The sequence below is a fragment of the Streptomyces sp. NPDC020996 genome (genome assembly GCF_040641355.1).
Classification (GTDB): Bacteria; Actinomycetota; Actinomycetes; order Streptomycetales; family Streptomycetaceae; genus Streptomyces.
The window spans coordinates 140063-161320 of the sequence record NZ_JBFADM010000009.1 but is presented as its reverse complement, the minus strand read 5'-3'; the positions used below and the strand labels follow the sequence as shown (position 1 = coordinate 161320).

Below are 21258 nucleotides of genomic sequence, written 5' to 3'. Positions count from 1 at the left end.
CCCGGGTAGCTTTCCTAGTCAGCGCTGTGAAAATTGTGTGGCGAACCGGCCGTTCCGTTGCGCCGGACCGGGAGCGTATGCCGGGCAAGTCCCTCGATCCTGCCGAAACCGGCTCCGAAATCCGTGTCGAATGCGGTGTCGAAACCGTTATGCGTTCGACCCATTGACACTCCCCGCACCCCGTCCTTACTGTCACGCCAGCATTTCGAACGTGTGACGAAATTTCGAACACACCGTATCAAGCCAATGAGACAAACGACGCAGCAAGGGGCAACTGCCGTGCGTATCACCGGAATCAGCACCCACGTGGTCGGGACGCCGTGGCGCAACCTGACCTACGTCCAGGTGCACACCGACGAAGGGATCACGGGAGTCGGCGAGACCCGGATGCTGGGCCACACCGACGCACTGATCGGCTATCTGCGGGAGGCGGAGGCCAATCACATTCTGGGCTCCGACCCGTTCGCGGTGGAAGACCTCGTGCGCCGCATGAAGTACGGCGACTACGGCCGGGCCGGCGAGATCGTGATGTCGGGCATCGCGGTCGTCGAGATGGCCTGCTGGGACATCAAGGGCAAGGCGCTCGGGGTGCCCGTCTGGCAGTTGCTGGGCGGGAAGGTGACGGACAAGGTCAAGGCCTACGCCAACGGCTGGTACACGACCGAGCGGACCCCGGAGGCGTACCACAAGGCGGCCCAGGGCGTGATGGAGCGCGGGTACCGGGCGCTCAAGATCGACCCCTTCGGCACCGGGCACTTCGAACTCGACCACCAGCAGACCCTGTACGCCGTCTCCCTCATCGAGGCCGTCCGCGACGCCATCGGACCCGAGGCGGAGCTGATGCTGGAGATGCACGGCCGCTTCTCCCCCGCCACCGCCGTGCGCCTGGCCAAGGAGCTGGCGCCCTTCAACCCCGCCTGGCTGGAGGAGCCGTGCCCGCCGGAGAACCTCAAGGCGCTGGAGAAGGTCGCCGCGAAGGTCGACATCCCCGTCGCCACGGGTGAGCGCATCCACGACCGCATCGAGTTCCGCGAGCTGTTCGACAGCCAGGCCGTCGACATCATCCAGCCCGACGTCGGCCACATCGGCGGCATCTGGGAGACCCGGAAGCTCGCGGCGACCGCCGAGACGCACTACATGCTGGTCGCCCCGCACAACGTGGGCGGATCCGTGCTGACCGCGGCCTCCCTGCAGGTCGGCTTCACCTCCCCCAACTTCAAGATCCTGGAGCACTTCAACGACTTCGCGGACGCGGAGATCAAGAAGGTGGTCAAGGGCGCCCCGCAGGTGGACCCGGAGGACGGCTGCTTCCACCTCTCCGACGCGCCCGGCCTCGGCGTCGAGCTGGACGTCGACGCGGCGGCCGAGTTCCCGCAGCAGCAGGCCCGCTTCGACCTGTGGGCCGAGGGCTGGGAGCAGCGCAAGCCCAAGGGCACCAAGTGAGCACCGCGGTCGTCGTCGAGGCGCCGGGCGAGCACCGGCTGACCCCGCACGAGCCGCGGCAGCCGGAGCCCGGCGAGGCGCTGGTGCGGGTCCACGCGGTCGGCATCTGCGGCAGTGACCGCGAGGTCTACCAGGGCAACCGGCCGGAGGGGTACGTCCGTTACCCGCTCACGCCCGGCCACGAGTGGTCCGGGACCGTGCGGGCGGTCGGCGCCGGCGTTCCCGAGGCGCTGGTCGGCCGGAAGGTCGTCGGCGAGGGCTTCCGCAACTGCCAGGTGTGCGACCGCTGCCACGCGGGCGAGACCACCCTGTGCACGGCCGGGTACGAGGAGACCGGGTTCACCCAGCCGGGGGCCATGGCCACCACGCTCACCCTGCCCGCCCGCCTGCTGCACCTGCTGCCGGACGACGCCGACCTGACGGCGGCCGCCCTGCTGGAGCCCGCCGCCTGCATCGCGGCCGCCGTGATCAAGGCGAACGCGCTGCCGGGCGAGCGGGTCGCGGTGGTCGGCACCGGCACGCTCGGGATGTTCGCCGTGCAGTTCCTGAAGGCGAACTCGCCGGCCGAGCTGCTGGTGGTCGGCACCCGGCCCGACCGGGCCGAGCTGTCGCGGCGGTTCGGGGCCACCGGCTTCCGCACCCGCGACCAGCACCTGCCCGACGACTTCGACGTCGTCGTCGAGACCGCCGGGTCGGCGTCCGCGGCACGCACCGCCGCCGGTCTGCTCCGGCGCGGCGGCCGTCTGGTGCTGACGGGCATCCCGGCACCGGGCGCCGACGGGCTGGACCCGACGGACCTGGTGGTACGGCAGCTGGAGGTGTCGACCGTCTTCGGCGCGCCGCCGGACGCCTGGGCGCACGCGGTGCGGGTGTTCGGGGCCGGCCTGCTCGATCCGCTGCCGCTGGTCACCCACGAGCTGCCGCTGGAGCGGTTCCCGGAGGCCATCGAACTGGTCGGGTCCGGCGATCCGAAGGTCGGCAAGGTACTGCTCCGCCCCTAGCCGTACGCCGGTACGGGGGCGACCTGACGGCCCCCGTACCGGCGTACACCTGGCCCTTTCCGTACCCGGTCGTGACCCGGGCGTACCCAGAGCCGCGAACTTCGTCCGAAATACCGAACACTAAGGACAGCTTGTGACCACCGACGCTTCCGCCACGGCAGCCCGCAGGCCGGGTGAGCCGGCGCTCACCGCCCTCGGCCTGGGCGCGCCCGCCCTCGACCCCGCCGACGCCTCACCGCACACCTTCCCCGGCGGCGGCCGCTGGCGCACCGAGATCCCCTCCTGCGAGGGCCCGGAGGCGCTGGCCGTCGTACTCAAGGAGTCCTCGCGCCTCGACGTGCCGATCCACCGGATCAGCCAGGGCAGCGGCGTGTGGATGCTGACCGACGCCGAGATCACCGAGATGGTCGAGGCCACCGGCGAACGGGACATCGAGCTGTGCCTGTTCACCGGCCCGCGCGGCACCTGGGACATCGGCGGCTCCGTGCGCTCCGACTCGCGGGGGGCCGGACTGCGCGCACGGGGGCACGACGCCGTCGCCGGCTGCGTCGAGGACGCCGTACGGGCGACGGAGCTGGGCGTGAAGTGCCTGCTCGTCGCGGACGAGGGCGTGCTGTGGACGCTGCACCGGGCGCGCGCCGCCGGGGTCATCCCGGCGGACACCACCCTGAAGGTCTCCGCGCTCATCGGGCCGGTCAATCCGGCCAGTTACGCGGTCTACGAGCGGCTGGGCGCCGACTCCCTGAACGTGCCCAGCGACCTGACGCTCGATCACCTCACCGAGATCCGGCGGACCTCCGCCGCCCCGATGGACATGTACATCGAGGCCCCCGACGACCTCGGCGGCTACATCCGGATGTACGAGGTCGCCGAGCTGATCCGGCGCGGCGCACCGCTCTACCTGAAGTTCGGCCTGTCCAGATCGCCCGGCATCTACCCCTACGGCACCCACCTGAGGGATCTGACGCTGGACACCGCCCGGGAGCGGGTGCGGCGCGGCCGTCTCGCTCTCGACCTGCTCGCCCGGCACGGCGCGGACGGCGACATGGCGCCGCTCGGCTCCCGGCTGCCCGGCCCGCTGAACCGCTTCCCCACCGAAGCCTGACCCTCTCAACGACGAGAAGAACAAGGACTGATCGCCATGCGTACTCGCAGAGCCGCACTCGCCGCCATAGCCGGAGCCGCGTCCCTCGCCCTCACCCTGACCGCCTGCGGGCAGAACAGCGAGGGCGGCAGCAAGGAGGACAAGGGCAGCGCCAAGGGCGGCACCATCGGCATCGCGATGCCGACCAAGTCCTCCGAGCGTTGGATCTCGGACGGCAAGAACGTCGTCAAGGACCTCCAGGCCAAGGGCTACAAGACCAAGCTGGTCTACGGCGAGGACGACCCCGACCAGCAGGTGTCGCAGATCGAGAACCTGATCACGCAGGGCGTGAAGGGCCTGATCATCGCGGCCATCGACAACAAGTCGCTGAACAACGTGCTGCAGCAGGCCGCGGACGCCAAGATCCCGGTGATCTCCTACGACCGGCTGATCCTCGGCACGAAGAACGTCGACTACTACGCCTCCTTCGACAACACCAAGGTCGGCGAGCTGCAGGCCAACTTCATCGTCGACAAGCTCGGCCTGAAGGACGGCAAGGGCCCGTTCAACATCGAGCTGTTCGCCGGCTCCAACGACGACAACAACACCAAGTACTTCTTCAACGGCGCGATGAGCGTGCTCCAGCCGTACATCGACAAGAAGAAGCTGGTCGTCAAGTCCGGCCAGACCCAGCTCACCCAGGTCACCACCCTGCGCTGGGACGGCACCACCGCGCAGAAGCGCATGGAGGACATCCTGACGTCCTCGTACAAGTCCGGCCGGGTCGACGCGGTGCTCTCGCCCTACGACGGCATCTCCATCGGCATCCTGTCCGCGCTGAAGTCGGACGGCTACGGCTCCAAGAGCAAGCCGCTGCCGGTCATCACCGGCCAGGACGCGGAGCTGGCCTCGGTGAAGTCGATCATCGCCGGGGAGCAGACGCAGACCGTCTACAAGGACCTCCGCAAGCTCGCCGAGGTCGCCGCGACCATGGTCGACGACGTACTCAACGGCAAGAAGCCCGAGGTCAACGACACCAAGACGTACAGCAACGGCGTCAAGACCGTCCCCGCCTACCTGCTGCAGCCGGTGAGCGTCGACAAGAGCAACTACACCAAGGAGCTCGTCGACACCGGCTACTACACGGCGGACGAGCTCAAGTAGCCCCTCGCCGTCGAGGGCCGGACATTCCTACGGCCGTTCCCACGGCCGTTCCTCCGGCTGCTCCTCCGGCCGTTCCTCCGGCCGCTCCTACGGCTATTCCTACGGCCATTCCTACGGACCGAAAGGGCACGACCATGGCGGGACCCGTCCTGGAAATGCGCTCGATCGTCAAGACCTTTCCCGGTGTGAAGGCGCTGTCGGACGTCACTCTGACTGTCCGTCAGGGCGAGGTCCATGCCATCTGCGGTGAGAACGGCGCCGGGAAGTCCACCTTGATGAAGGTGCTCTCCGGCGTCCATCCGCACGGCAGTTACGAGGGCGAGATCCTCTTCGAGGGAGAGGTCTGCGAGTTCAAGGACATCCGGGCGAGCGAGCACCGGGGCATCGTGATCATCCACCAGGAGCTGGCGCTGGTGCCGTTCCTGTCGATCGCGGAGAACATCTTCCTCGGCAACGAACACGCCTCCGCGGGATTCATCAACTGGAACGAGACGCTCAGGCACGCCACCGAGGTGCTGCGCCGGGTCGGGCTGACCGACCACCCGGAGACCCGGATCGCCGACATCGGCGTGGGCAAGCAGCAGCTGGTGGAGATCGCCAAGGCGCTGTCGAAGAAGGTGAAGCTGCTCATCCTCGACGAGCCGACCGCGGCGCTCAACGACGAGGACAGCGGCAAACTCCTGGACCTCATCCTGGAGTTGAAGAAGCAGGGCATCACCTCGATCATCATCTCCCACAAGCTGAACGAGATCCGGCGGGTCGCCGACTCGGTGACGATCCTGCGCGACGGCCGGTCCATCGAGACCCTCGACGTCAACGCGCCGGAGACCACCGAGGACCGCATCATCTCCGGCATGGTCGGCCGCGACCTCGACCACCGCTTCCCCGAGCGCACGCCGCACCAGGCCGAGGTGGGCGCGGCCCCGGCGCTGGAGATCCGCAACTGGACCGTGCTGCACCCCATCGACCAGCACCGCAGGGTCGTCGACGACGTGTCGATCACCGTGCGGCGCGGGGAGATCGTCGGCATCGCGGGCCTGATGGGCGCCGGCCGCACCGAACTGGCGATGAGCGTCTTCGGGCGTGCCTACGGCCGGTACGCGGGCGGCACGGTCCTCAAGGACGGCCGTGAGATCCGTACGAAGACCGTCTCGGAGGCGGTCGGGCACGGCATCGCGTACGTCACCGAGGACCGCAAGCACTACGGCCTGAACCTCATCGACACCATCAACCGGAACATCTCGCTGACCGCCCTGGGCAAGGTGGCCCGGCGCGGGGTGGTCGACGAGCACGAGGAGCGGCAGGTCGCCGAGCGCTTCCGCAAGTCGATGAACATCAAGGCGCCGACCGTGTTCGAGCCGGTGGGCAAGCTGTCCGGCGGCAACCAGCAGAAGGTCGTCCTCAGCAAGTGGATCTTCGCGGGTCCGGACGTGCTGATCCTGGACGAGCCCACCCGCGGCATCGACGTGGGCGCCAAGTACGAGATCTACACGGTCATCGACCAGTTGGCGGCCGAGGGCAAGGCGGTCGTCTTCATCTCCTCCGAGCTGCCGGAGCTGCTCGGCATGTGCGACCGCATCTACACCATGGCCGCCGGGCGGCTCACGGGTGAGGTTCCGCGGGCGGAGGCCACGCAGGAAGTGCTGATGCGCCAGATGACGAAGGACAAAGAGGTAACCCGATGAGCACGGATGTGACGGACAAGGTCCCGGCCTCGGCGCCGCCCGGGAAGAACGGGGGCGCGGCCTCCGGCGAGGGCCTGCTGCACCTGATGCTGAACGGCCTGCGCCGCAACATGCGCCAGTACGGCATGCTGATCGCGCTCGGCCTGATCGTCGTGCTGTTCCAGGTGTGGACCGGCGGCGACCTGCTGCTGCCGCGCAACGTCTCCAACCTGGTGCTGCAGAACAGCTACATCCTGATCCTCGCGATCGGCATGATGCTGGTGATCATCGCGGGGCACATCGACCTGTCGGTCGGCTCGCTGACCGCGTTCGTGGGCGCGTTCGCGGCGGTGCTGACCGTCCAGCACGAGGTGGCCTGGCCCGTCGCGCTGGTGCTGTGCCTGCTGGTGGGCGCGGCCGCGGGCTCGGTGCAGGGCTTCCTGATCGCGTATCTGGGCATACCGTCGTTCATCGTGACGCTGGCGGGCATGCTGCTCTTCCGCGGTCTGACGGAGATCTTCCTGGAGGGCCAGACCCTCGGCCCGTTCCCGGAGGGCCTGCAGAAGCTCGGCAACGGCTTCCTGCCGGAGGTCGGCCCGAACACCAACTACCACAACCTGACCCTGCTGCTGGGCATCGTGCTGCTGGCCTTCGCGATCTACCAGGAGGTCCGGGACCGCAGGCGGGAGCAGGAGTTCTCGCTGGACGTGCTGCCGCGCAACGCCTTCCTGCTGAAGCTGGCCGCCATCGCCGCGGCGATCCTCGCGGTCACGATGCTGCTCGCCAGCTACCAGGGCGCGCCGATCATCCTGATCGTCCTGGGCGTGCTGGTGGTCGGCTACGGCTACGTCATGCGCAACGCCGTCTTCGGCCGCCACATCTACGCCATCGGCGGCAACCTGCCGGCGGCCAAGCTGTCCGGCGTGAGGGACAAGAAGGTCACCTTCTACGTCTTCCTGAACATGGGCGTGCTCGCGGCCCTGGCGGGTCTGGTGGTCGCCGCCCGCCTGAACGCGGCGTCTCCGAAGGCGGGCCTGAACTTCGAACTCGAGGCCATCGCCTCGTCGTTCATCGGTGGCGCGTCCATGAGCGGCGGTGTGGGCACCGTCCTCGGCGCGATCATCGGCGGTCTCGTCCTCGGCGTGCTGAACAACGGCATGAACCTCCTGAGCGTCGGCACCGACTGGCAGCAGGTCATCAAGGGCCTGGCCCTGCTCGCGGCCGTCGGCTTCGACGTGTGGAACAAGCGCAAGTCCGGTTCGTAAGTCAGCTCGGGCCCCGCCGGAAGGCGGGGCCCCACCCATTACGGGAGCCGCACATGGAACTGAACAGACGCACGGTCATCGCAGGCGCGGCGGCGGCGGGCATCGCCGCGACGACGCTCGGCGGCACGGCACAGGCTGCCCCGGGAGGCAGGAAGCCCGTGAAGACGCTCTTCGGCACGCTCGCCGACGGCACCAAGGTCCACCTCTGGTCGCTGGAGAACGGCGGCACCCGCCTGGGGGTCCTCTCCTACGGCGGCATCGTCCACTCCCTGGAGATCCCCGACCACCGCGGCCGCTACGCCAACGTCTCCCTCGGCTTCGACAACATCGACGACTACGTCGCCTCCAGCCCGTACTTCGGCGCCCTCATCGGACGGTACGGCAACCGCATCGCCAAGGGGCGGTTCACCCTGGACGGCACCGCCTACCAGTTGTCGGTGAACGACGGCGACAACAGCCTGCACGGCGGCGCCAAGGGCTTCGACAAGCGCGTGTGGGACGTGGAGCCGTTCGCCGAGGGCTCCGACGTCGGCCTGCGCCTGCACTACACCAGCGTCGACGGCGAGATGGGCTACCCGGGCACGCTGCGGGCGACGGTGACGTACACCCTCACCCGGCACGGCGACTGGCGCATCGACTACGAGGCCACCACCGACAAGGCCACGGTCGTCAACCTCACCAGCCACGTGTACTGGAACCTCGCCGGCGAGGGCAGCGGCACGATCGAGGACCACGAGCTCACGATCGCCGCCTCCCGCTACACGCCCACCGACTCGGGGCTGATCCCCACGGGCGAGCTGGCGAAGGTCTCCGGCACCCCCTTCGACTTCCGCAAGGGCAAGCCGATCGGCCGGGACATCCGCGCGGGCCATGAACAGCAGGTCATGGCGAAGGGCTTCGACCACAACTGGGTCCTCGACAAGGGGATCACGCAGCGGCCCGAGCACGTCGCGACGCTGCGCGACCCGCGCTCCGGCCGCACCCTGCGGATCGCCACCGACCAGCCGGGCCTGCAGTTCTACTCGGGCAACTTCCTCGACGGCACCCTGACCGGCACCTCCGGCCGCGTCTACCGGCAGGGCGACGCGCTGTGCCTGGAGACGCAGCACTTCCCGGACGCGCCGAACCACGCGAACTTCCCGTCGACGGTGCTGCGGCCGGGACAGACGTACCGGACGACCACTGTCCACTCGTTCGGCCGCTGACCGGTCCGGACGGTCGCGCACAATCTCTTCACACGGGTTGAACAACACCCGTTGAGGCCGCGTATGTATGGGTGGCCCGCGCTCCCCCGCGCGGGCCACCCAATGACGACGGGCCCTGAAGTCCCCGCCAGGGCCCGCCCATACGGAGGTTCCATGGCCGACAACGTCACCTCGTTGTTCCGCAGCACCGCGGCCCACAGCCCGTCGATGGCGGCGCTGACGCGGGAGGGCGGCGACGGGGCCGGGCCGGTCGACTTCTGTATCCCCTGCAACCCCTACTTCCCCACCCCCGCCATGTTCGAGGAGATGGCGGCGCGGCTGCGCGAGATCATCACGTACTACCCGAGCAGCGCCGACACGATCACGGCCGAGCTGTGCAACCTGCTCCAGCTTCCGCCGCAGTGCGTGGCGATGGGCAACGGCTCGACCGAGCTGATCACCTGGATCGACCACCTGCTGGTCCGCGAGTCCCTCGCCATCCCCGTCCCCACCTTCGGCCGCTGGACCGACCAGCCGATGGAGACCGGCAAGCGGGTCGACATGTTCCCGCTGCAGGAGGCCGGCGGCTTCGCCCTGGACCTCGCGCAGTACGCCGAGTTCATCCGGGCCCGCGGCACCCGCGTCGCGGTCGTCTGCAACCCCAACAACCCCGACGGCGGCTTCCTGCCCAAGCACACGGTCGTGCAGTTCATGGACGCGATGGCGGACCTGGACCTGGTGGTGATCGACGAGTCGTTCCTGGAGTTCGCGGACGCCGAGGCCGACCCGTCCGTCGTCCAGGAGGCGATGCTCCGCCCGAACGTGGTCGTGCTGCGCAGCCTGGGCAAGAACTTCGGCCTGCACGGCATCCGCTTCGGCTACCTCGTCGCCAACCCGGCGCTGGCGGGCCGCGTCCGCTCCATGCTGCCCAAGTGGAACCTCAACTCCTTCGCCGAGCACGTGGTGTTCATGCTGAAGGAGCACGGCGCCGAGTACGCGCAGAGCCTGCAGCAGGTGCGCCGCGACCGCCTCGACATGGCGACCCAGCTCGCCACGCTGCCCGGCCTGACGGTCTACCCCTCGCAGGGGAACTTCCTCTTCGTGCGCCTCCCCGTGGGCGCCGAGGGCACCGTGGTCCGGGACCGGATGCTCACCGAGCACCGGATCCTGGTCCGCGAGTGCGGCAACAAGATCGGCTCGTCCAGTCGCTTCCTGAGACTCGTGGTGCGCCCCCAGGTGGACGTGCGTCGCCTGGTGTCCGGCCTGGAACAGGTGCTCTACGGGACCAGGAGGGGAGCCGCCGTGCCTGAGCTGGGCACAGGGACCGGCTACAGCTCGGGCACGGCGGCCGTGGACCGGCTGGTCAGCGCCACCAACGGGGCCGGCATGCAGGGCCTCGCCGCTCAGGCCGCCGACGCCGGCATGCCGCTGCCCGCCGCGGCCCAGGCGGGGCCGTCGAACGGCACGGTCCCGGCAGGGCCGTCGAACGGCGCGGTCCCGGCAGGGCCGTCGAACGGTGCCGGGATGCCGATGCCGGCGGCGGCCGAGCTGGGCCCCCAGCCGCTCGGAATCCCGCCCCAGCCCCAGTCCCAGCCCCAGCCCCCGGCTCCTGTCCCGGCCCCTGCCCCGGCTCCGGCGCCGCTGCCCGCCCCGGCCCCGATGAGCGCCCCGTTCCCGGCCCCGATGACGGGTCCGACCCCGCCCGGCGTCCCGGCCCGCGGCGGCCTCACCGCCGCCCAGGTCCGCGGCACCACCGGCCCGGGCCTCGCCCCGGCCCCGGCGGTCGGCTGGCCCAGCGCCCAGAACTGGCCGAACGCGGCGGGGATGGGGCAGGCGGGGTGAGCCCCGGCCGACGGGATCGGTAGGCGACAGGCGACACTCCACGAGCAACTCCAGTACGACGCTTTCTGTCGAACTAGACTTAGACAGAATTCGTCGTTCGACCTGGAGGAGGGCGAGTGAGGAAGAGCCTGCCGGTCAAGCCGGACGACGTGGTCGACCGGGACCGGGAGTGGGATCTGCTCGCGGAGTTCCTCACCGATCCGGATCCGGCCATGCGGCTCGGCATCGTGTCGGGGCGGCGGAGGCACGGGAAGTCGTACCTGCTGCAGGCCTTGTCCGAGCAGGTCGACGGCCTGTACGTCACAGCGGTCCGGGAGGAGGGGCGGCTGACCGCGATCCAGCGGTTCAGTGACGCGGTCGCGGCCCACGCCGGTCTGCGGCCGGGGAGCCTGCGGCTGACCGACTGGCGTGACGTCCTGTCCAGCGCTCTCGACGTGACCGCCCGTTCGTCGCATCCGCTCCTGGTGATCGACGAGCTGCCGTACCTGCTCCAGCACTCGCCCGAGATCCCGGGGCTGCTGCAACAGCTCTACGACGAGCGCCAGCGGGGCGCCCGGCCCGGCGCCGGGCCGGGTCCGCGGCTGATCCTGTGCGGCTCGGCGACGAGCGTCATGCACGAACTGCTCTCGGGGACGAAGCCGCTGCGGGGACGTGCCGTGGTCGATCTGCGGCTGGGCGCCTTCGACTACCGGAACAGCAGGGCTTTCTGGCAGATCGGCGACCCGCTGACCGCGCTGAAGGTGCACGCGGTCCTGGGCGGGGCCCCCGGTTACCGGCCGGTGGCCGCCCGACCGCATCCGGACGACGGCTTCGACACCTGGCTCGCCCGGACCCTGCTCGACCCGGGACGGGCGGTGTACTCGCGCACCGAGACGGAGTACCTGCTGCGCGAGGACCCGAGGATCACGCAGCACACGCTGTACTACGACATCCTCACCGCGATCGCGCGGGGCGCCACCACCCCCAGCAAGATCGGCGCCGCCCTGGAGCGGCCACGCAACGCCGTCGCTCACCCGCTCGGCGTTCTGGAATCCACCGGCTACATCCGGAGCGAACAGGACATCCTCCGCTCCCGGCACCCCGTCATCACGCTCGCCGACCCCGTCATCCGCTTCAACCAGCTCGTCACCCTCCCGCAGGCCACCGCCGTGGAGCAGGGCTTCGCCGAGCAGGTGTGGCAGCAGGCGCTTCCCACCTTCAACTCCAAGATCCTCGGACCGCACTTCGAGGACCTGGCCCGGGATTTCACCCGCCGCTACGCCCACACCCTGTTGCCCGGCGGGCTGCCCGGCCCGGTCGGCACCACCGAGGTCGCCGACCGGGCCGCCCGCACGAAGCACGAGGTCGACGTCATCGCTCTGGCCGCAGGCGAGCGGCCGCAGGCTCCCCGGGCGACGATCGCGCTGCTGGGCGAGGCCAAGGCGACCGCCGCCCGCCGCGGGACCGGCGACCTGGAGCGCCTGGAACGCATCCGCGCCCTGCTGACGGACCAGGGCTACGGCACCACCGCCACCACACTGGCCCTGTACTCCCTGCACGGCTTCCACCCCGACCTGATCGACCTGGCCGACCGCCGCGACGACGTCCTCCTGGTGGACCTGGCCACCCTCTACGGCGACTGACGCCAAGAGCGGCCCGCCCGGCTCAGGGCCCGCCGCCCGGCAGGTCGACCTCGGCGCGGACCGTCTTGCCGGGTGGGCGGTCCCGCACCTCCCAGCGGTCGGCGAGCGCGGCGACGAGTGCGAGGCCGCGACCGCCGTCGCCGAGGGGGTCGGGCATGTGTACGGCACCGGGGGCCGGGGGACGCCGTTCGGCGAGCGTGTCGGTGACCTCGACGCCGATGCGGCCCGCGGCGAGGTCGAGCCGCAGTTCGAAGTCCCGTCCGGGCACCCGGCCGTGCGTGACCGCGTTGGCCGCCAGTTCGGCGACGATCACCGCGACGGCGTCGGACGCGTTCGAGCCGTGCGGGACGCCCCAGGCGTCCAGTTGGTGCAGGGCGAGGTGCCGGGCGAGCCGGGCGCCGCGCGGGGTAGCACTGAGTCGCTGCGCGAACGTACGTACGGTGACCGGGGGTTGGGGCGTGGGTGGTGCTGTCATGCGCCCAATCTGACGGCGTGGGCGGGCAGTTCTCCAGCTCAACGCCGTGTACGCCGGGGCGGCGTACACGGTCACCGGATGGACAGTACCGGTGCGGGAGGTGACCGAGCGTGGTCGATGAGCCGGAGTCGTCGGACAGCATGCGGACGTTCGGAGCGGTCGTCCAGGCCCTGCGGGAACATGTGGGTCTGAGCCGCGAGGAGTTCGCCGAGCAGGTGCGGTACTCGAAGCACACGGTGGCTTCGGTGGAGCTGGGCAGACGTATGCCGGATCCGGCGTTCGTCGAGCGAGCGGAGGAAGTGCTGGGCAACACCGGCGCTTTACGGCGGGCCGCCCGCCACCTGGCCCGCCAGCCGGGGTTGGCGGCGTGGTTCCGGCAATGGGCCCGGCTGGAACGGGAGGCGATCACGCTCTACACGTACGAGTGCCGGATGATTCCGGGACTGCTGCAGACGGAGGCGTACGCCCGGGTCCTGTTCTCGCACCAGCTTCCCCCTCTGGATGACGCCCAGATCGAAGAGCGGTGGGCTGCCCGCGCAGACCGACAGCGATTGCTCAAGGAGCGCCCGAACACGGCGTTCAGCTTCATCCTTGAAGAACATGTGCTGCTGAGGCGCGCAGGCGGGGTGGAGGTGACACGCAGCCTCATCGACCACGTGCTCGGGATCGTCGAGCAGCGAAATGTCGAAGTACAGATCATGCCGTTGCCACAGGGCTCACACGCCGGGGTGGCCGGCCCGATGCAACTGCCGGAGACTCCCGAGAACAGGTGGTTCGCCTACAACGAAGGTCAACGCGGTGGCATGTTGATCGCCGACCCGAAGGAGATCAGCGTGCTCCAGAGGCGGTATGCCAGGATGCGTTCACAGGCTCTCACCCTCGAAGACTCCGTGAGCCTGTTGAATCGGATGCGAGGAGCCTTATGACCACCGGTGAACTGGCCTGGTTCAAATCGAGCTACAGCAGCAGCGGAGACGGCGACTGCATAGAGGTCGCCGCCACCCCCGCCACCGTCCACGTCCGCGACTCCAAACACCGGCAGGGGCCACAGCTCGCCCTCTCCCCCGCCGCCTGGACCGCCTTCGTCGCACACGTCGACCGCGCCTCCGTCGAGCGAGCAAACTGACGGACAGACCCTCACGCCCTCGGAGACGAGGAGAGCCATGAGCAGCGACGAATGGACCTGGTTCAAAAGCAGTTACAGCAGCGCATCGGGCGACGACTGCGTCGAAGTCGCCTTTGAGGCGGCATGGTTCAAGTCGAGCTACAGCAGCGGCTCGGGCGACGACTGCATAGAGGTCGCCCTCACCCCCACCACCGTCCACGTCCGCGACTCCAAACACCGGCGGGGACCCCGTCTCGCTCTCTCCCCCGCCGCCTGGACCGCGTTCGTGGCGAACGCTCCGTCCGTGTGGCCGGCACCTGACGTGACGGAGCGTCACTCTTCCTGACGCCTGCGTTCGGGCGCTCGTAGCCGCCCCGGGCGTCGGCGTCGGCATGCCGTTGCCCGCCGCGGCCCAGGCAGGGCCGTCGCACATGGCCGGGATGCCGGTGCCGATGCCGGCGGCGGCCGAGCCGGGCGCCCGACCACCCTCCGTGCGTCCCGACAGGGCTCCACCGCCGATCAGCCGCCCCCGCCCCCCTCTGGAAGGCGCGCCGGGGTGGTCGTCGGGTGGTGGCGGCCACCCACCCTTCGCCTGCCAGATCCCCACCCCTTCGGGTGGTGCCACCACCTTCGCCCCTCTGTCACTGTCTGGCCAGTTCACACGACCGAAACAGACTGCACGGAGGGCTGAATGGGACTACTCGTCAACATAGACAACGGCGGAACGTTCACCGACGTATGTGTGACGGACGGCGACCGTCTGATCCACGCGAAGACCCCCACGACGCCGCACGACCTCACGCGCTGCTTCGCGGCCGGGCTCAGCCTCGCCTCCGACCGCCTCTACGGCGAGGAGGATCTGCCGCGGCTGCTCCGGGAGACCGGCCACCTGCGCTGCTCGACCACCTCGGGCACCAACGCCGTCGTCGAGCACAAGGGCACTCCGGTCGCCCTGCTGGTCGACTCCGGCGCCGAGGACGACGTCCACGAGGCCGGCGGGTCGGCCGACCCCGAGCTGTGGGCGGCGATGGTGCCGCACCGGCCCGTCGGCATCGCCACCGGCCCCGGCGGCACGGTGGACGCGGAGGAGTTCACCGCGGCGATCAACGCGCTGCTGGCGACCAACGCCCAGCGCATCGTCATCGCGCTGCGCGACCCGCAGGCCGAGTGGGCGGTCAAGGCGCAGCTCCTGGACCGCTACCCGCGGCACCTGCTCGGCGCGATGCCCTTCACGCTCTCCCACGAACTGGCCCGCGACGCCGACGACACCCGGCGCGTGCTCACCTCGGTCCTGAACTCCTACCTGCACCCGGGCATGGAGCACTTCCTCTACTCCGCCGAGGGGGTCTGCAAGGACGGCGGCCTGGCGAGCCCGCGCGGCGGGCTGGAGGGCGGCCGGGCCTACGCGCGGCTCTACGACGCGGACGTGCTCGTCGGCATGGACATCGGCGGCACCACCACCGACGTGTCGGTGATCGCGGGCGGGCAGCTCGCGGTCAGCGCCTTCGGCCGGGTCGGCTCGGCGCCGACCTCGTTCCCGATGCCGGAGATCCGCAGCGTCGGACTCGGCGGCAGCTCCGTCGTGGAGGTGGTGGACGGCGTGGTCACCATCGGGCCGCGCAGCGTCGGCGCCGCGCCCGGCCCGGCCTGCTTCGGCCGCGGCGGCACCAGCGCCACCCTCACCGACGCGCTGCTGCTGGCCGGCGTGCTCGACGGCGAGCGTTACCTCGGCGGCGACCTGAAGCTCGACACCGCCCGCGCCGAACGCGCGCTGAGCACCCACGTCGGCGAACCGCTCGGCCTGTCGGCGCCCGCCGCCGCGCTGGCCGTGCTGCGCGCCTTCGAGCAGCTCACCGGCGAGGCCCTGCGGGAGGCCCTGACCGAGGCGGGCCACGCCCCGGCCGGGACGACGCTGCTGGCCTTCGGCGGCGCCGGGCCGGTGATCGCCTGCGGCATCGCCCGCGCCGCCGGGATCGGGCGGGTGATCGTGCCGGACCTCTCCGCGGTGTTCAGCGCGTTCGGCATCGGGTTCAGCGGCCTGGCGCACGAGTACAGCGTGCCGCTGCCCGCGGATGCGGCCGAGGCCGAGCGGCTCCGTGAGGAACTGCTCGCCCGGGCCCGCCGCGACATGTTCGGCGAGGGGTTGGTGGCCGAGGACTGCGGCGGGCGGCCACGCTCGATCCACATGACCGACGCGCGACTTGACGGGGCGTCACTTTGCCGAACTGACAGCTCACCGACAGCATCGCTCCCTACGGTGCCGTGTCCATGACAGACACTTCCGAGCCCGTGATCGGGCGCCGCACCGTACTGATCGCCACCGGGGCCACGGCGGCCACGCTGGCCGTTGCCGCCGCCGTGCCCGGCGCTCCCGCCGCCGCGGAGGGCGACGACGCCGTGCCCGTCGCCGCCGCGGCCGTCTGCACCCTCACGAAGGAGATGACCGAAGGCCCCTACTACCTCGACGGACAGCTCGTCCGCTCGGACGTCACCGAAGGCAAGGCGGGCATCCCGCTCAAGCTGAGGCTCACCATCGTCGACGACGACACCTGCGCACCGCTCTCCGGCGCGCTCGTGGAGATCTGGCACTGCGACGCGCTCGGCGAGTACTCCGGGTACGTCGGCAACAACGGGCACAACGAGCCCGACGACGGCACCTTCCTGCGCGGCGGCGTGCTGACCGACTCCGGTGGCGTCGCGAACATCACCACGATCTACCCCGGCTGGTACCGCGGCCGCTGCGTGCACATCCACGTCAAGGTGCACACGAACGTCACGCTCACCTCCGACGGCTCGTTCACCGGCGGCCAGGAGATCCACACCGGGCAGTTGTTCATCGACGAGTCGCTCACGGCCAAGGTCGCCGCGATCTCGCCGTACTCGACCAACACCGTCACCCGCACCACCCTCGCCCAGGACGGGATCTACGACGACGGAGGCGCCTCCTCCGGCCTCCTGACGACGACCGCGCTGGGCAGTTCGACCTCCTCCGGCTACACCGGAACGCTGACCCTCGGCGTCGAACAGGGCTGACCACGGCCGGACGGATCGTCACGCCGTGACGGGCTGCCGTTCCGCGGCGGGCTCGGTCCGCGCCTGCCGCTCCTTGCGGTGGGCGCGGACCGAGTACGCCAGGGCGGCGGCCCACAGCGCGCACAGGACGGCGTAGACGGACGCGACGGCCGTGCCGGGCAGGCCGAGCCGGCCGTCGGCGAGCAGCGTGCGGGCGTTGAGCAGGACGATCAGGCCGCCGACGGTGGAGCCCAGGACGCGCGGGGCGACGAAGCGGGCCAGCCAGGCCGCGACCGGGGCGATGACCACGCCGCCGGCCAGGAAGGCGAGCACCCAGGACCAGTCGACGCCGTGCGAGCCGAGGGAGAACAGGAAGCCCAGGCTCGCGGCCACGGCGACCAGCGCCTTGCTCGCGTCGACCGAGCCGACCACCTTGCGCGGCTCCAGCCGGCCGCCGGCCAGCAGCGCGGGCGTGCCGATCAGCCCCCAGCCGCCCCCTCCGGTGGCGCCGAGGAACCCGGCGACCAGGCCGACCGGCACCAGGAACCGCTTGCCGAGGGGGCGGCCGAGCCGGTCACGGGAGACCCCGCGCACGGTGAAGTGCCAGGTGACGAAGCAGCCGAGGACGAGCAGGATCACCGCCGTCACCGGCGCCGCGAGCGCCGTCGACATGCCCGACAGCACCGTCGCCCCCACGAACGCCCCCACCGCCCCCGGGACGCCGATCCGGGCCACGACCTTCCAGTCGACGTTGCCGAAGCGGGCGTGCGAGGCGCCGGAGACCAGGCCCGTGCCGATCTGCGCGAAGTGGACGACGGCCGAGGCGGCGGCCGGGCTGGTGCCCAGGGCCAGCAGCAGCACCGTCGAGATGACCCCGTGCGCCATGCCGAGGCTGCCGTCCACGAGCTGGGCGCCCAGCCCCGCGAGGGCGAGCAGTAGCAGCGTCTGCATGGGGCGGTCCCGCCTTCCCTGGTTTCCTACCGGGTGGGTAGGGATGGACAGGGCTGGACGGTAGGGCATCAAGCTGAGGGGACCCTGAGAGCCGCTGAGAGCCGCTGAGAGCCGCTGAGAGCCGCTGAGAGCCGCTGAGAGCCGCCATGAGTCCGGGCCCTGAGAGTCGGTCGCCTTCGATACGGCGCTACGGGTTCTCCCAGGCCGCCGGTTCCGCCGCCAGTTCCTTCACCGGTTCCGGCAGCGCGTTCGCCGCGAGGTCGGCGATGCTGACGCCCTCCAGGATCCGGCGGACGTTGGCGCGCAGCGCGATCCACAGCGGCAGCAGCGGCTCGGCGGAACCGGCGTAGGACAGGCCGGTCGGGCGGACCCCGCGCACGGACACGATGGGGCCGTCGACCGCGCGGATCACGTCCGCGACCGTGATCGCCGATGCCTCCCGGGCCAGCCGGTAGCCCCCGCCTCCGCCGCGCCGACTGTCGACGACGCCGGCGCGGCGGAGGTCTCCGAGGATGCCCTCCAGGAACTTGTGCGGGATCTCCTGCGCGGCGGCGACGGCCTCGGCCTTCACCGGACCGTCCTCGCCCTGCCGTACGGCGAGCTCCAGTACCGCCCGTACCGCGTAGTCCGCCCGTGCCGAGATCCTCATGCGTCCATTGTGAGGGCCCAGGGGTGAGCGGTGAGCGGTCGGGTGGGAGCGGTCGGGTGTGCGCGGTCGGGTGGGAGCGGTCAGGAGAGGCGGATCACGTTCCAGGACAGCGGCTCCAGTACGGCGGTGAGCGTGCCGTCCCGCAGGGTGGTGCCCGCGACCGGGTGCGGGGTGACGCGCTCGGGGTCGTCGAGGGTGTTGCGCGCGTCCGGGTCGTCGTCCGCGAGGGCGCTGTGTTCGACGACGGACGTCAGGCCGAGCCCGCCGAGGGCGACTTCCAGCGGGAGCGGTTCGGTGCGGCCGCGGTTGACGGCGAAGACGGTGACCGTACCGTCCTCGGCGCGCACCGCGGTGGCGTGCAGCAGGGCGGTCTCGCCGTACTTCTTCGTCTCGTACGTCGGCGAGTCCACGCGGACGTCGAGGACCTGCCCGCGGCCGTACCGGGAGGCCTGGGCGAAGGGGAAGAAGGTCGTCTGGCGCCAGGCGGGGCCGCCGGGCTCGGTCATGATCGGGGCGATGACGTTGACGAGCTGGGCGAGGCAGGCGACCGTGACCCGGTCGGCGTGCCGGAGCAGCGCGATCAGCAGCGAACCGAAGACGACGGCGTCGGTGACGCTGTAGTTGTCCTCCAGCAGGCGCGGCGCCTCGGGCCAGTCGTCCTGCTCGATGGTGGTCGCCTGCTCCTGCCAGCGGGAGAGGTACCAGACGTTCCACTCGTCGAAGGAGAGGTTGATCCGCTTCTTCGACTTCAGGCGGGCGCCGACGTGGTCGCAGGTCGCGATCACGTTCTCGATGAAGGACTCCATGTCGACGGCGGAGGCGAGGAAGGAGTCCACGTCCCCGTCGACGGGCTCGTAGTAGGCGTGCAGGGAGATGTAGTCGACGAGGTCGTACGTCTCCTGCAGCACCGTCGCCTCCCAGGCGGCGAAGGTGGGCATGGACTGGCTGGAGGAGCCGCAGGCGACCAGTTCGACGCCGGGGTCCTGCTGGCGCATGGCGCGGGCGGTCTCGGCGGCGGCCCGGCCGTACTCCTCGGCGGTCTTGTGGCCGGTCTGCCAGGGACCGTCCATCTCGTTGCCCAGGCACCACAGGCGGATGCCGAAGGGGTCCTTGTCGCCGTGCGCGACCCGCAGGTCGGACAGGGCGGTGCCGCCGGGGTGGTTGGCGTACTCCTGGAGTTCGAGCGCCTCGGCGACGCCGCGGGTGCCCAGGTTGACGGCCATCATCGGCTCGGTCCGCGGGCCGGCCTTGCGCAGGAAGCCGATGTACTCGGACAGGCCGAAGCGGTTGGTCTCCGTCGAGTGCCAGGCGAGGTCGAGGCGGCGGGGGCGGCTGTCGGCCGGGCCGACGGAGTCCTCCCACTTGTAGCCGGAGACGAAGTTGCCGCCGGGGTAGCGCACGACGGTGACGCCGAGTTCGCGGACCAGGTCGAGCACGTCCCCGCGCAGCCCCGCCTCGTCGGCGGTGGGGTGACCCGGTTCGAAGATTCCGGTGTAGACGCAGCGGCCGAGGTGTTCGACGAAGGATCCGAAGAGCCGGGGGTCGACCTCGCCGACGGTGAAGGCGGGGTCGAGGGTGAAGCGGGCGGTGCTCTCGGTCATGGGTGCCTTTCGGAACGGGAGTTACCTGAGGACGTGCTGGTGACGGTGCGGCAGGGGAAGGGGAGGGACTCCGCGTGGGCGGCCTGCCCGCGGGCGGCGGGCGGGAGCGGAATCGCGCCGTAGTCGGGGCCGCCGGCGGCGGAGCGGGCGGCCGCGGCGCGGGACCGGCCTGCTGCGGCGCCCGCGGCGGGAGCGCGGGCGCCGGCGCCCGGTGCGGCGACGCCGGAGCCGGCCGCGACGAGCGGCTCTCCGCGTCCGTCCGTGAGGGGCCTGCGGTTCGAGTCGGATCGTCCCATGTCCTCCACCCCCACCGTTCGATATGTCGAAACATGCCCGTAACTTCGAACGGGACCGTAAAGAGTCAGCGCCCGTCAGTCAATGGTCCGGACGGGACTTTCCAGCCACGGCGGCGTTCGCGGGGTGGCCGACGGCACACGTTCACATGACGGGGGCCCGACCGGCCGCGTAATCTCGAACGGCCTGCTGTGCGGCGGCGAGAGGGGGAGTCATGGACATCGCGGGCGCACGGAGGAAGGCGGCCCGGATCTCCGCCTGGCGGCACCGCTCGCGGGAGTTCTCCAGGATGCGCGAGCTGACCGACGGCCTCGCATCCGCGCTGTGGGCCGGACCCCGCCCGCCCGCCGACGCGCGCGAGCTGTGCCGGGCGCTGTGCGCGGAGATGAGCGCACGCCGGGGCGGGCGCCCCATCGAACTGCGCTTCGAGCGGTTCCCCGACGAGATCGAGGTGACCGGGCTGTGGGTGGAGCTGCCGGACTTCGACCTGGTCATCGTCGAGGAGCGGGCCGAAGCGGTACAGCAACTCGTCATCCTGGGGCATGAGTTGTGGCACATGCACGCCGGGCACGACCACCATCACCCGGCCGGCGCCGCGGCGGCCGGCGCGCTGGCCGAGCGGAGCGACTGGCAGGACGGCGCGCTGACCGAGCGGGCCGACTGGCAGGACGTCGCGCTGTCGGTCGCCGCGCGCGACGGCTCCCGCGCGGCCGACGAGGCCGCCGCCGACGACTTCGGCCACCGGCTCGCCGCCGCGCTGCGGCCGCTGCTGGCCCCGCGCCCCGCCGGCCCTCCCCCCGGCCCGCTCCAGCGGTCCCTCGGCTACCGCGACCCCCGCGGGCCGGCAGGAACGGCGCGGTGACCGCCGCCCTCGCCCCCGTGGCCATCGCCACCGCCGCGCT

General features: G+C 71.0%; 20 protein-coding genes. 15 read left to right on the top strand and 5 right to left on the bottom strand.

Annotated features, from left to right (window positions below; translation table 11 throughout):
- Positions 1-279: 279 nt before the first annotated feature.
- From AB0G63_RS09855 to AB0G63_RS09815, 9 genes are all read left to right on the top strand, one after another.
- Positions 280-1443 carry a mandelate racemase/muconate lactonizing enzyme family protein gene (locus AB0G63_RS09855; RefSeq protein WP_360747009.1) on the top strand — a complete coding sequence of 388 codons (1164 nt, stop codon included), beginning with the start codon at positions 280-282 and terminating at the stop codon, positions 1441-1443.
- Positions 1440-2444, top strand: a complete 1005-nt coding sequence (locus AB0G63_RS09850) for an alcohol dehydrogenase catalytic domain-containing protein (protein WP_360747007.1) — start codon at positions 1440-1442, stop codon at positions 2442-2444. The genes AB0G63_RS09855 and AB0G63_RS09850 overlap by 4 nt, the downstream gene beginning before the upstream one ends.
- Before the next feature lie 133 nt (positions 2445-2577).
- Positions 2578-3549 carry a hypothetical protein gene (locus AB0G63_RS09845; RefSeq protein ID WP_360747005.1) on the top strand — a complete coding sequence of 324 codons (972 nt, stop codon included), beginning with the start codon at positions 2578-2580 and terminating at the stop codon, positions 3547-3549.
- Between the two features lie 36 nt (positions 3550-3585).
- Positions 3586-4692: a multiple monosaccharide ABC transporter substrate-binding protein gene (chvE, locus tag AB0G63_RS09840; protein WP_360747002.1), complete on the top strand. Its 1107-nt coding sequence runs from the start codon at positions 3586-3588 to the stop codon at positions 4690-4692.
- A gap of 134 nt (positions 4693-4826) precedes the next feature.
- A complete protein-coding gene (gene mmsA, locus AB0G63_RS09835; protein ID WP_360746999.1) occupies positions 4827-6377 on the top strand; it encodes a multiple monosaccharide ABC transporter ATP-binding protein in 1551 nt (516 codons plus the stop codon).
- On the top strand, positions 6374-7621 hold the full coding sequence (gene mmsB, locus AB0G63_RS09830) for a multiple monosaccharide ABC transporter permease (RefSeq protein WP_360746996.1): 1248 nt from the start codon (positions 6374-6376) through the stop codon (positions 7619-7621). Before mmsA ends, mmsB begins: the two co-directional genes overlap by 4 nt.
- Positions 7622-7674: 53 nt before the next feature.
- Complete coding sequence (locus tag AB0G63_RS09825) at positions 7675-8826, top strand: aldose epimerase family protein (protein ID WP_360746993.1); 1152 nt, start codon at positions 7675-7677, stop codon at positions 8824-8826.
- A 153-nt stretch (positions 8827-8979) separates the two neighbouring features.
- Complete coding sequence (locus AB0G63_RS09820) at positions 8980-10647, top strand: histidinol-phosphate transaminase (RefSeq protein ID WP_360746990.1); 1668 nt, start codon at positions 8980-8982, stop codon at positions 10645-10647.
- A gap of 116 nt (positions 10648-10763) precedes the next feature.
- Positions 10764-12269 (top strand): ATP-binding protein, encoded by a 1506-nt coding sequence (locus AB0G63_RS09815; RefSeq protein WP_360746988.1) that lies wholly within the window; start codon positions 10764-10766, stop codon positions 12267-12269.
- Positions 12270-12291: 22 nt separating this feature from the next.
- On the opposite strand, the gene AB0G63_RS09810 is transcribed toward AB0G63_RS09815, so the two are convergent.
- On the bottom strand, positions 12292-12744 hold the full coding sequence (locus AB0G63_RS09810) for an ATP-binding protein (RefSeq protein WP_360746985.1): 453 nt from the start codon (positions 12742-12744) through the stop codon (positions 12292-12294).
- Between the two features lie 140 nt (positions 12745-12884).
- Here AB0G63_RS09810 and AB0G63_RS09805 point away from each other — a divergent pair, with 140 nt between their 5' ends.
- From AB0G63_RS09805 to AB0G63_RS09785, 5 genes are all read left to right on the top strand, one after another.
- Positions 12885-13670 carry a helix-turn-helix transcriptional regulator gene (locus tag AB0G63_RS09805; protein ID WP_360747065.1) on the top strand — a complete coding sequence of 262 codons (786 nt, stop codon included), beginning with the start codon at positions 12885-12887 and terminating at the stop codon, positions 13668-13670.
- Positions 13667-13870 (top strand): DUF397 domain-containing protein, encoded by a 204-nt coding sequence (locus tag AB0G63_RS09800; protein ID WP_360746982.1) that lies wholly within the window; start codon positions 13667-13669, stop codon positions 13868-13870. The genes AB0G63_RS09805 and AB0G63_RS09800 overlap by 4 nt, the downstream gene beginning before the upstream one ends.
- Positions 13871-13907: 37 nt before the next feature.
- Complete coding sequence (locus AB0G63_RS09795) at positions 13908-14195, top strand: DUF397 domain-containing protein (RefSeq protein ID WP_360746979.1); 288 nt, start codon at positions 13908-13910, stop codon at positions 14193-14195.
- A gap of 345 nt (positions 14196-14540) precedes the next feature.
- Entirely contained in the window at positions 14541-16121 is a 1581-nt protein-coding gene (locus AB0G63_RS09790; RefSeq protein ID WP_360746977.1) for a hydantoinase/oxoprolinase family protein, read from the top strand.
- Positions 16118-16882: an intradiol ring-cleavage dioxygenase gene (locus AB0G63_RS09785; protein ID WP_360746974.1), complete on the top strand. Its 765-nt coding sequence runs from the start codon at positions 16118-16120 to the stop codon at positions 16880-16882. Before AB0G63_RS09790 ends, AB0G63_RS09785 begins: the two co-directional genes overlap by 4 nt.
- Before the next feature lie 18 nt (positions 16883-16900).
- On the opposite strand, the gene AB0G63_RS09780 is transcribed toward AB0G63_RS09785, so the two are convergent.
- The 4 genes from AB0G63_RS09780 to AB0G63_RS09765 form a co-directional block, all read right to left on the bottom strand.
- A complete protein-coding gene (locus tag AB0G63_RS09780; RefSeq protein ID WP_360746971.1) occupies positions 16901-17812 on the bottom strand; it encodes a sulfite exporter TauE/SafE family protein in 912 nt (303 codons plus the stop codon).
- 187 nt (positions 17813-17999) lie between these two features.
- Positions 18000-18461, bottom strand: a complete 462-nt coding sequence (locus tag AB0G63_RS09775) for an Rrf2 family transcriptional regulator (RefSeq protein WP_360746968.1) — start codon at positions 18459-18461, stop codon at positions 18000-18002.
- Positions 18462-18541: 80 nt separating this feature from the next.
- Positions 18542-20062, bottom strand: a complete 1521-nt coding sequence (locus AB0G63_RS09770; protein ID WP_360746965.1) for an alpha-N-arabinofuranosidase — start codon at positions 20060-20062, stop codon at positions 18542-18544.
- Positions 20059-20358: a hypothetical protein gene (locus tag AB0G63_RS09765; RefSeq protein ID WP_360746962.1), complete on the bottom strand. Its 300-nt coding sequence runs from the start codon at positions 20356-20358 to the stop codon at positions 20059-20061. Before AB0G63_RS09765 ends, AB0G63_RS09770 begins: the two co-directional genes overlap by 4 nt.
- A 212-nt stretch (positions 20359-20570) precedes the next feature.
- On the opposite strand from AB0G63_RS09765, the gene AB0G63_RS09760 reads away from it, so the two are divergent.
- Positions 20571-21218, top strand: coding sequence for a toxin-antitoxin system, toxin component family protein (locus AB0G63_RS09760; protein WP_360746960.1), 648 nt, complete (start codon positions 20571-20573; stop codon positions 21216-21218).
- Positions 21219-21258: the final 40 nt, after the last annotated feature.

What these genes read in the sequence shown, in the direction of transcription:
- chvE (WP_360747002.1), top strand. Translation starts at nt 3,586, where the DNA reads ATGCGTACTCGCAGAGCCGCACTCGCCGCCATAGCCGGAGCCGCGTCC.
- mmsA (WP_360746999.1), top strand. Translation starts at nt 4,827, where the DNA reads ATGGCGGGACCCGTCCTGGAAATGCGCTCGATCGTCAAGACCTTTCCC.
- mmsB (WP_360746996.1), top strand. Translation starts at nt 6,374, where the DNA reads ATGAGCACGGATGTGACGGACAAGGTCCCGGCCTCGGCGCCGCCCGGG.
- AB0G63_RS09825 (WP_360746993.1), top strand. Translation starts at nt 7,675, where the DNA reads ATGGAACTGAACAGACGCACGGTCATCGCAGGCGCGGCGGCGGCGGGC.
- AB0G63_RS09820 (WP_360746990.1), top strand. Translation starts at nt 8,980, where the DNA reads ATGGCCGACAACGTCACCTCGTTGTTCCGCAGCACCGCGGCCCACAGC.
- AB0G63_RS09810 (WP_360746985.1), bottom strand. Translation starts at nt 12,744, where the DNA reads ATGACAGCACCACCCACGCCCCAACCCCCGGTCACCGTACGTACGTTC.
- AB0G63_RS09805 (WP_360747065.1), top strand. Translation starts at nt 12,885, where the DNA reads ATGCGGACGTTCGGAGCGGTCGTCCAGGCCCTGCGGGAACATGTGGGT.
- AB0G63_RS09800 (WP_360746982.1), top strand. Translation starts at nt 13,667, where the DNA reads ATGACCACCGGTGAACTGGCCTGGTTCAAATCGAGCTACAGCAGCAGC.
- AB0G63_RS09795 (WP_360746979.1), top strand. Translation starts at nt 13,908, where the DNA reads ATGAGCAGCGACGAATGGACCTGGTTCAAAAGCAGTTACAGCAGCGCA.
- AB0G63_RS09790 (WP_360746977.1), top strand. Translation starts at nt 14,541, where the DNA reads ATGGGACTACTCGTCAACATAGACAACGGCGGAACGTTCACCGACGTA.
- AB0G63_RS09785 (WP_360746974.1), top strand. Translation starts at nt 16,118, where the DNA reads ATGACAGACACTTCCGAGCCCGTGATCGGGCGCCGCACCGTACTGATC.
- AB0G63_RS09780 (WP_360746971.1), bottom strand. Translation starts at nt 17,812, where the DNA reads ATGCAGACGCTGCTACTGCTCGCCCTCGCGGGGCTGGGCGCCCAGCTC.
- AB0G63_RS09775 (WP_360746968.1), bottom strand. Translation starts at nt 18,461, where the DNA reads ATGAGGATCTCGGCACGGGCGGACTACGCGGTACGGGCGGTACTGGAG.
- AB0G63_RS09770 (WP_360746965.1), bottom strand. Translation starts at nt 20,062, where the DNA reads ATGACCGAGAGCACCGCCCGCTTCACCCTCGACCCCGCCTTCACCGTC.
- AB0G63_RS09765 (WP_360746962.1), bottom strand. Translation starts at nt 20,358, where the DNA reads ATGGGACGATCCGACTCGAACCGCAGGCCCCTCACGGACGGACGCGGA.
- AB0G63_RS09760 (WP_360746960.1), top strand. Translation starts at nt 20,571, where the DNA reads ATGGACATCGCGGGCGCACGGAGGAAGGCGGCCCGGATCTCCGCCTGG.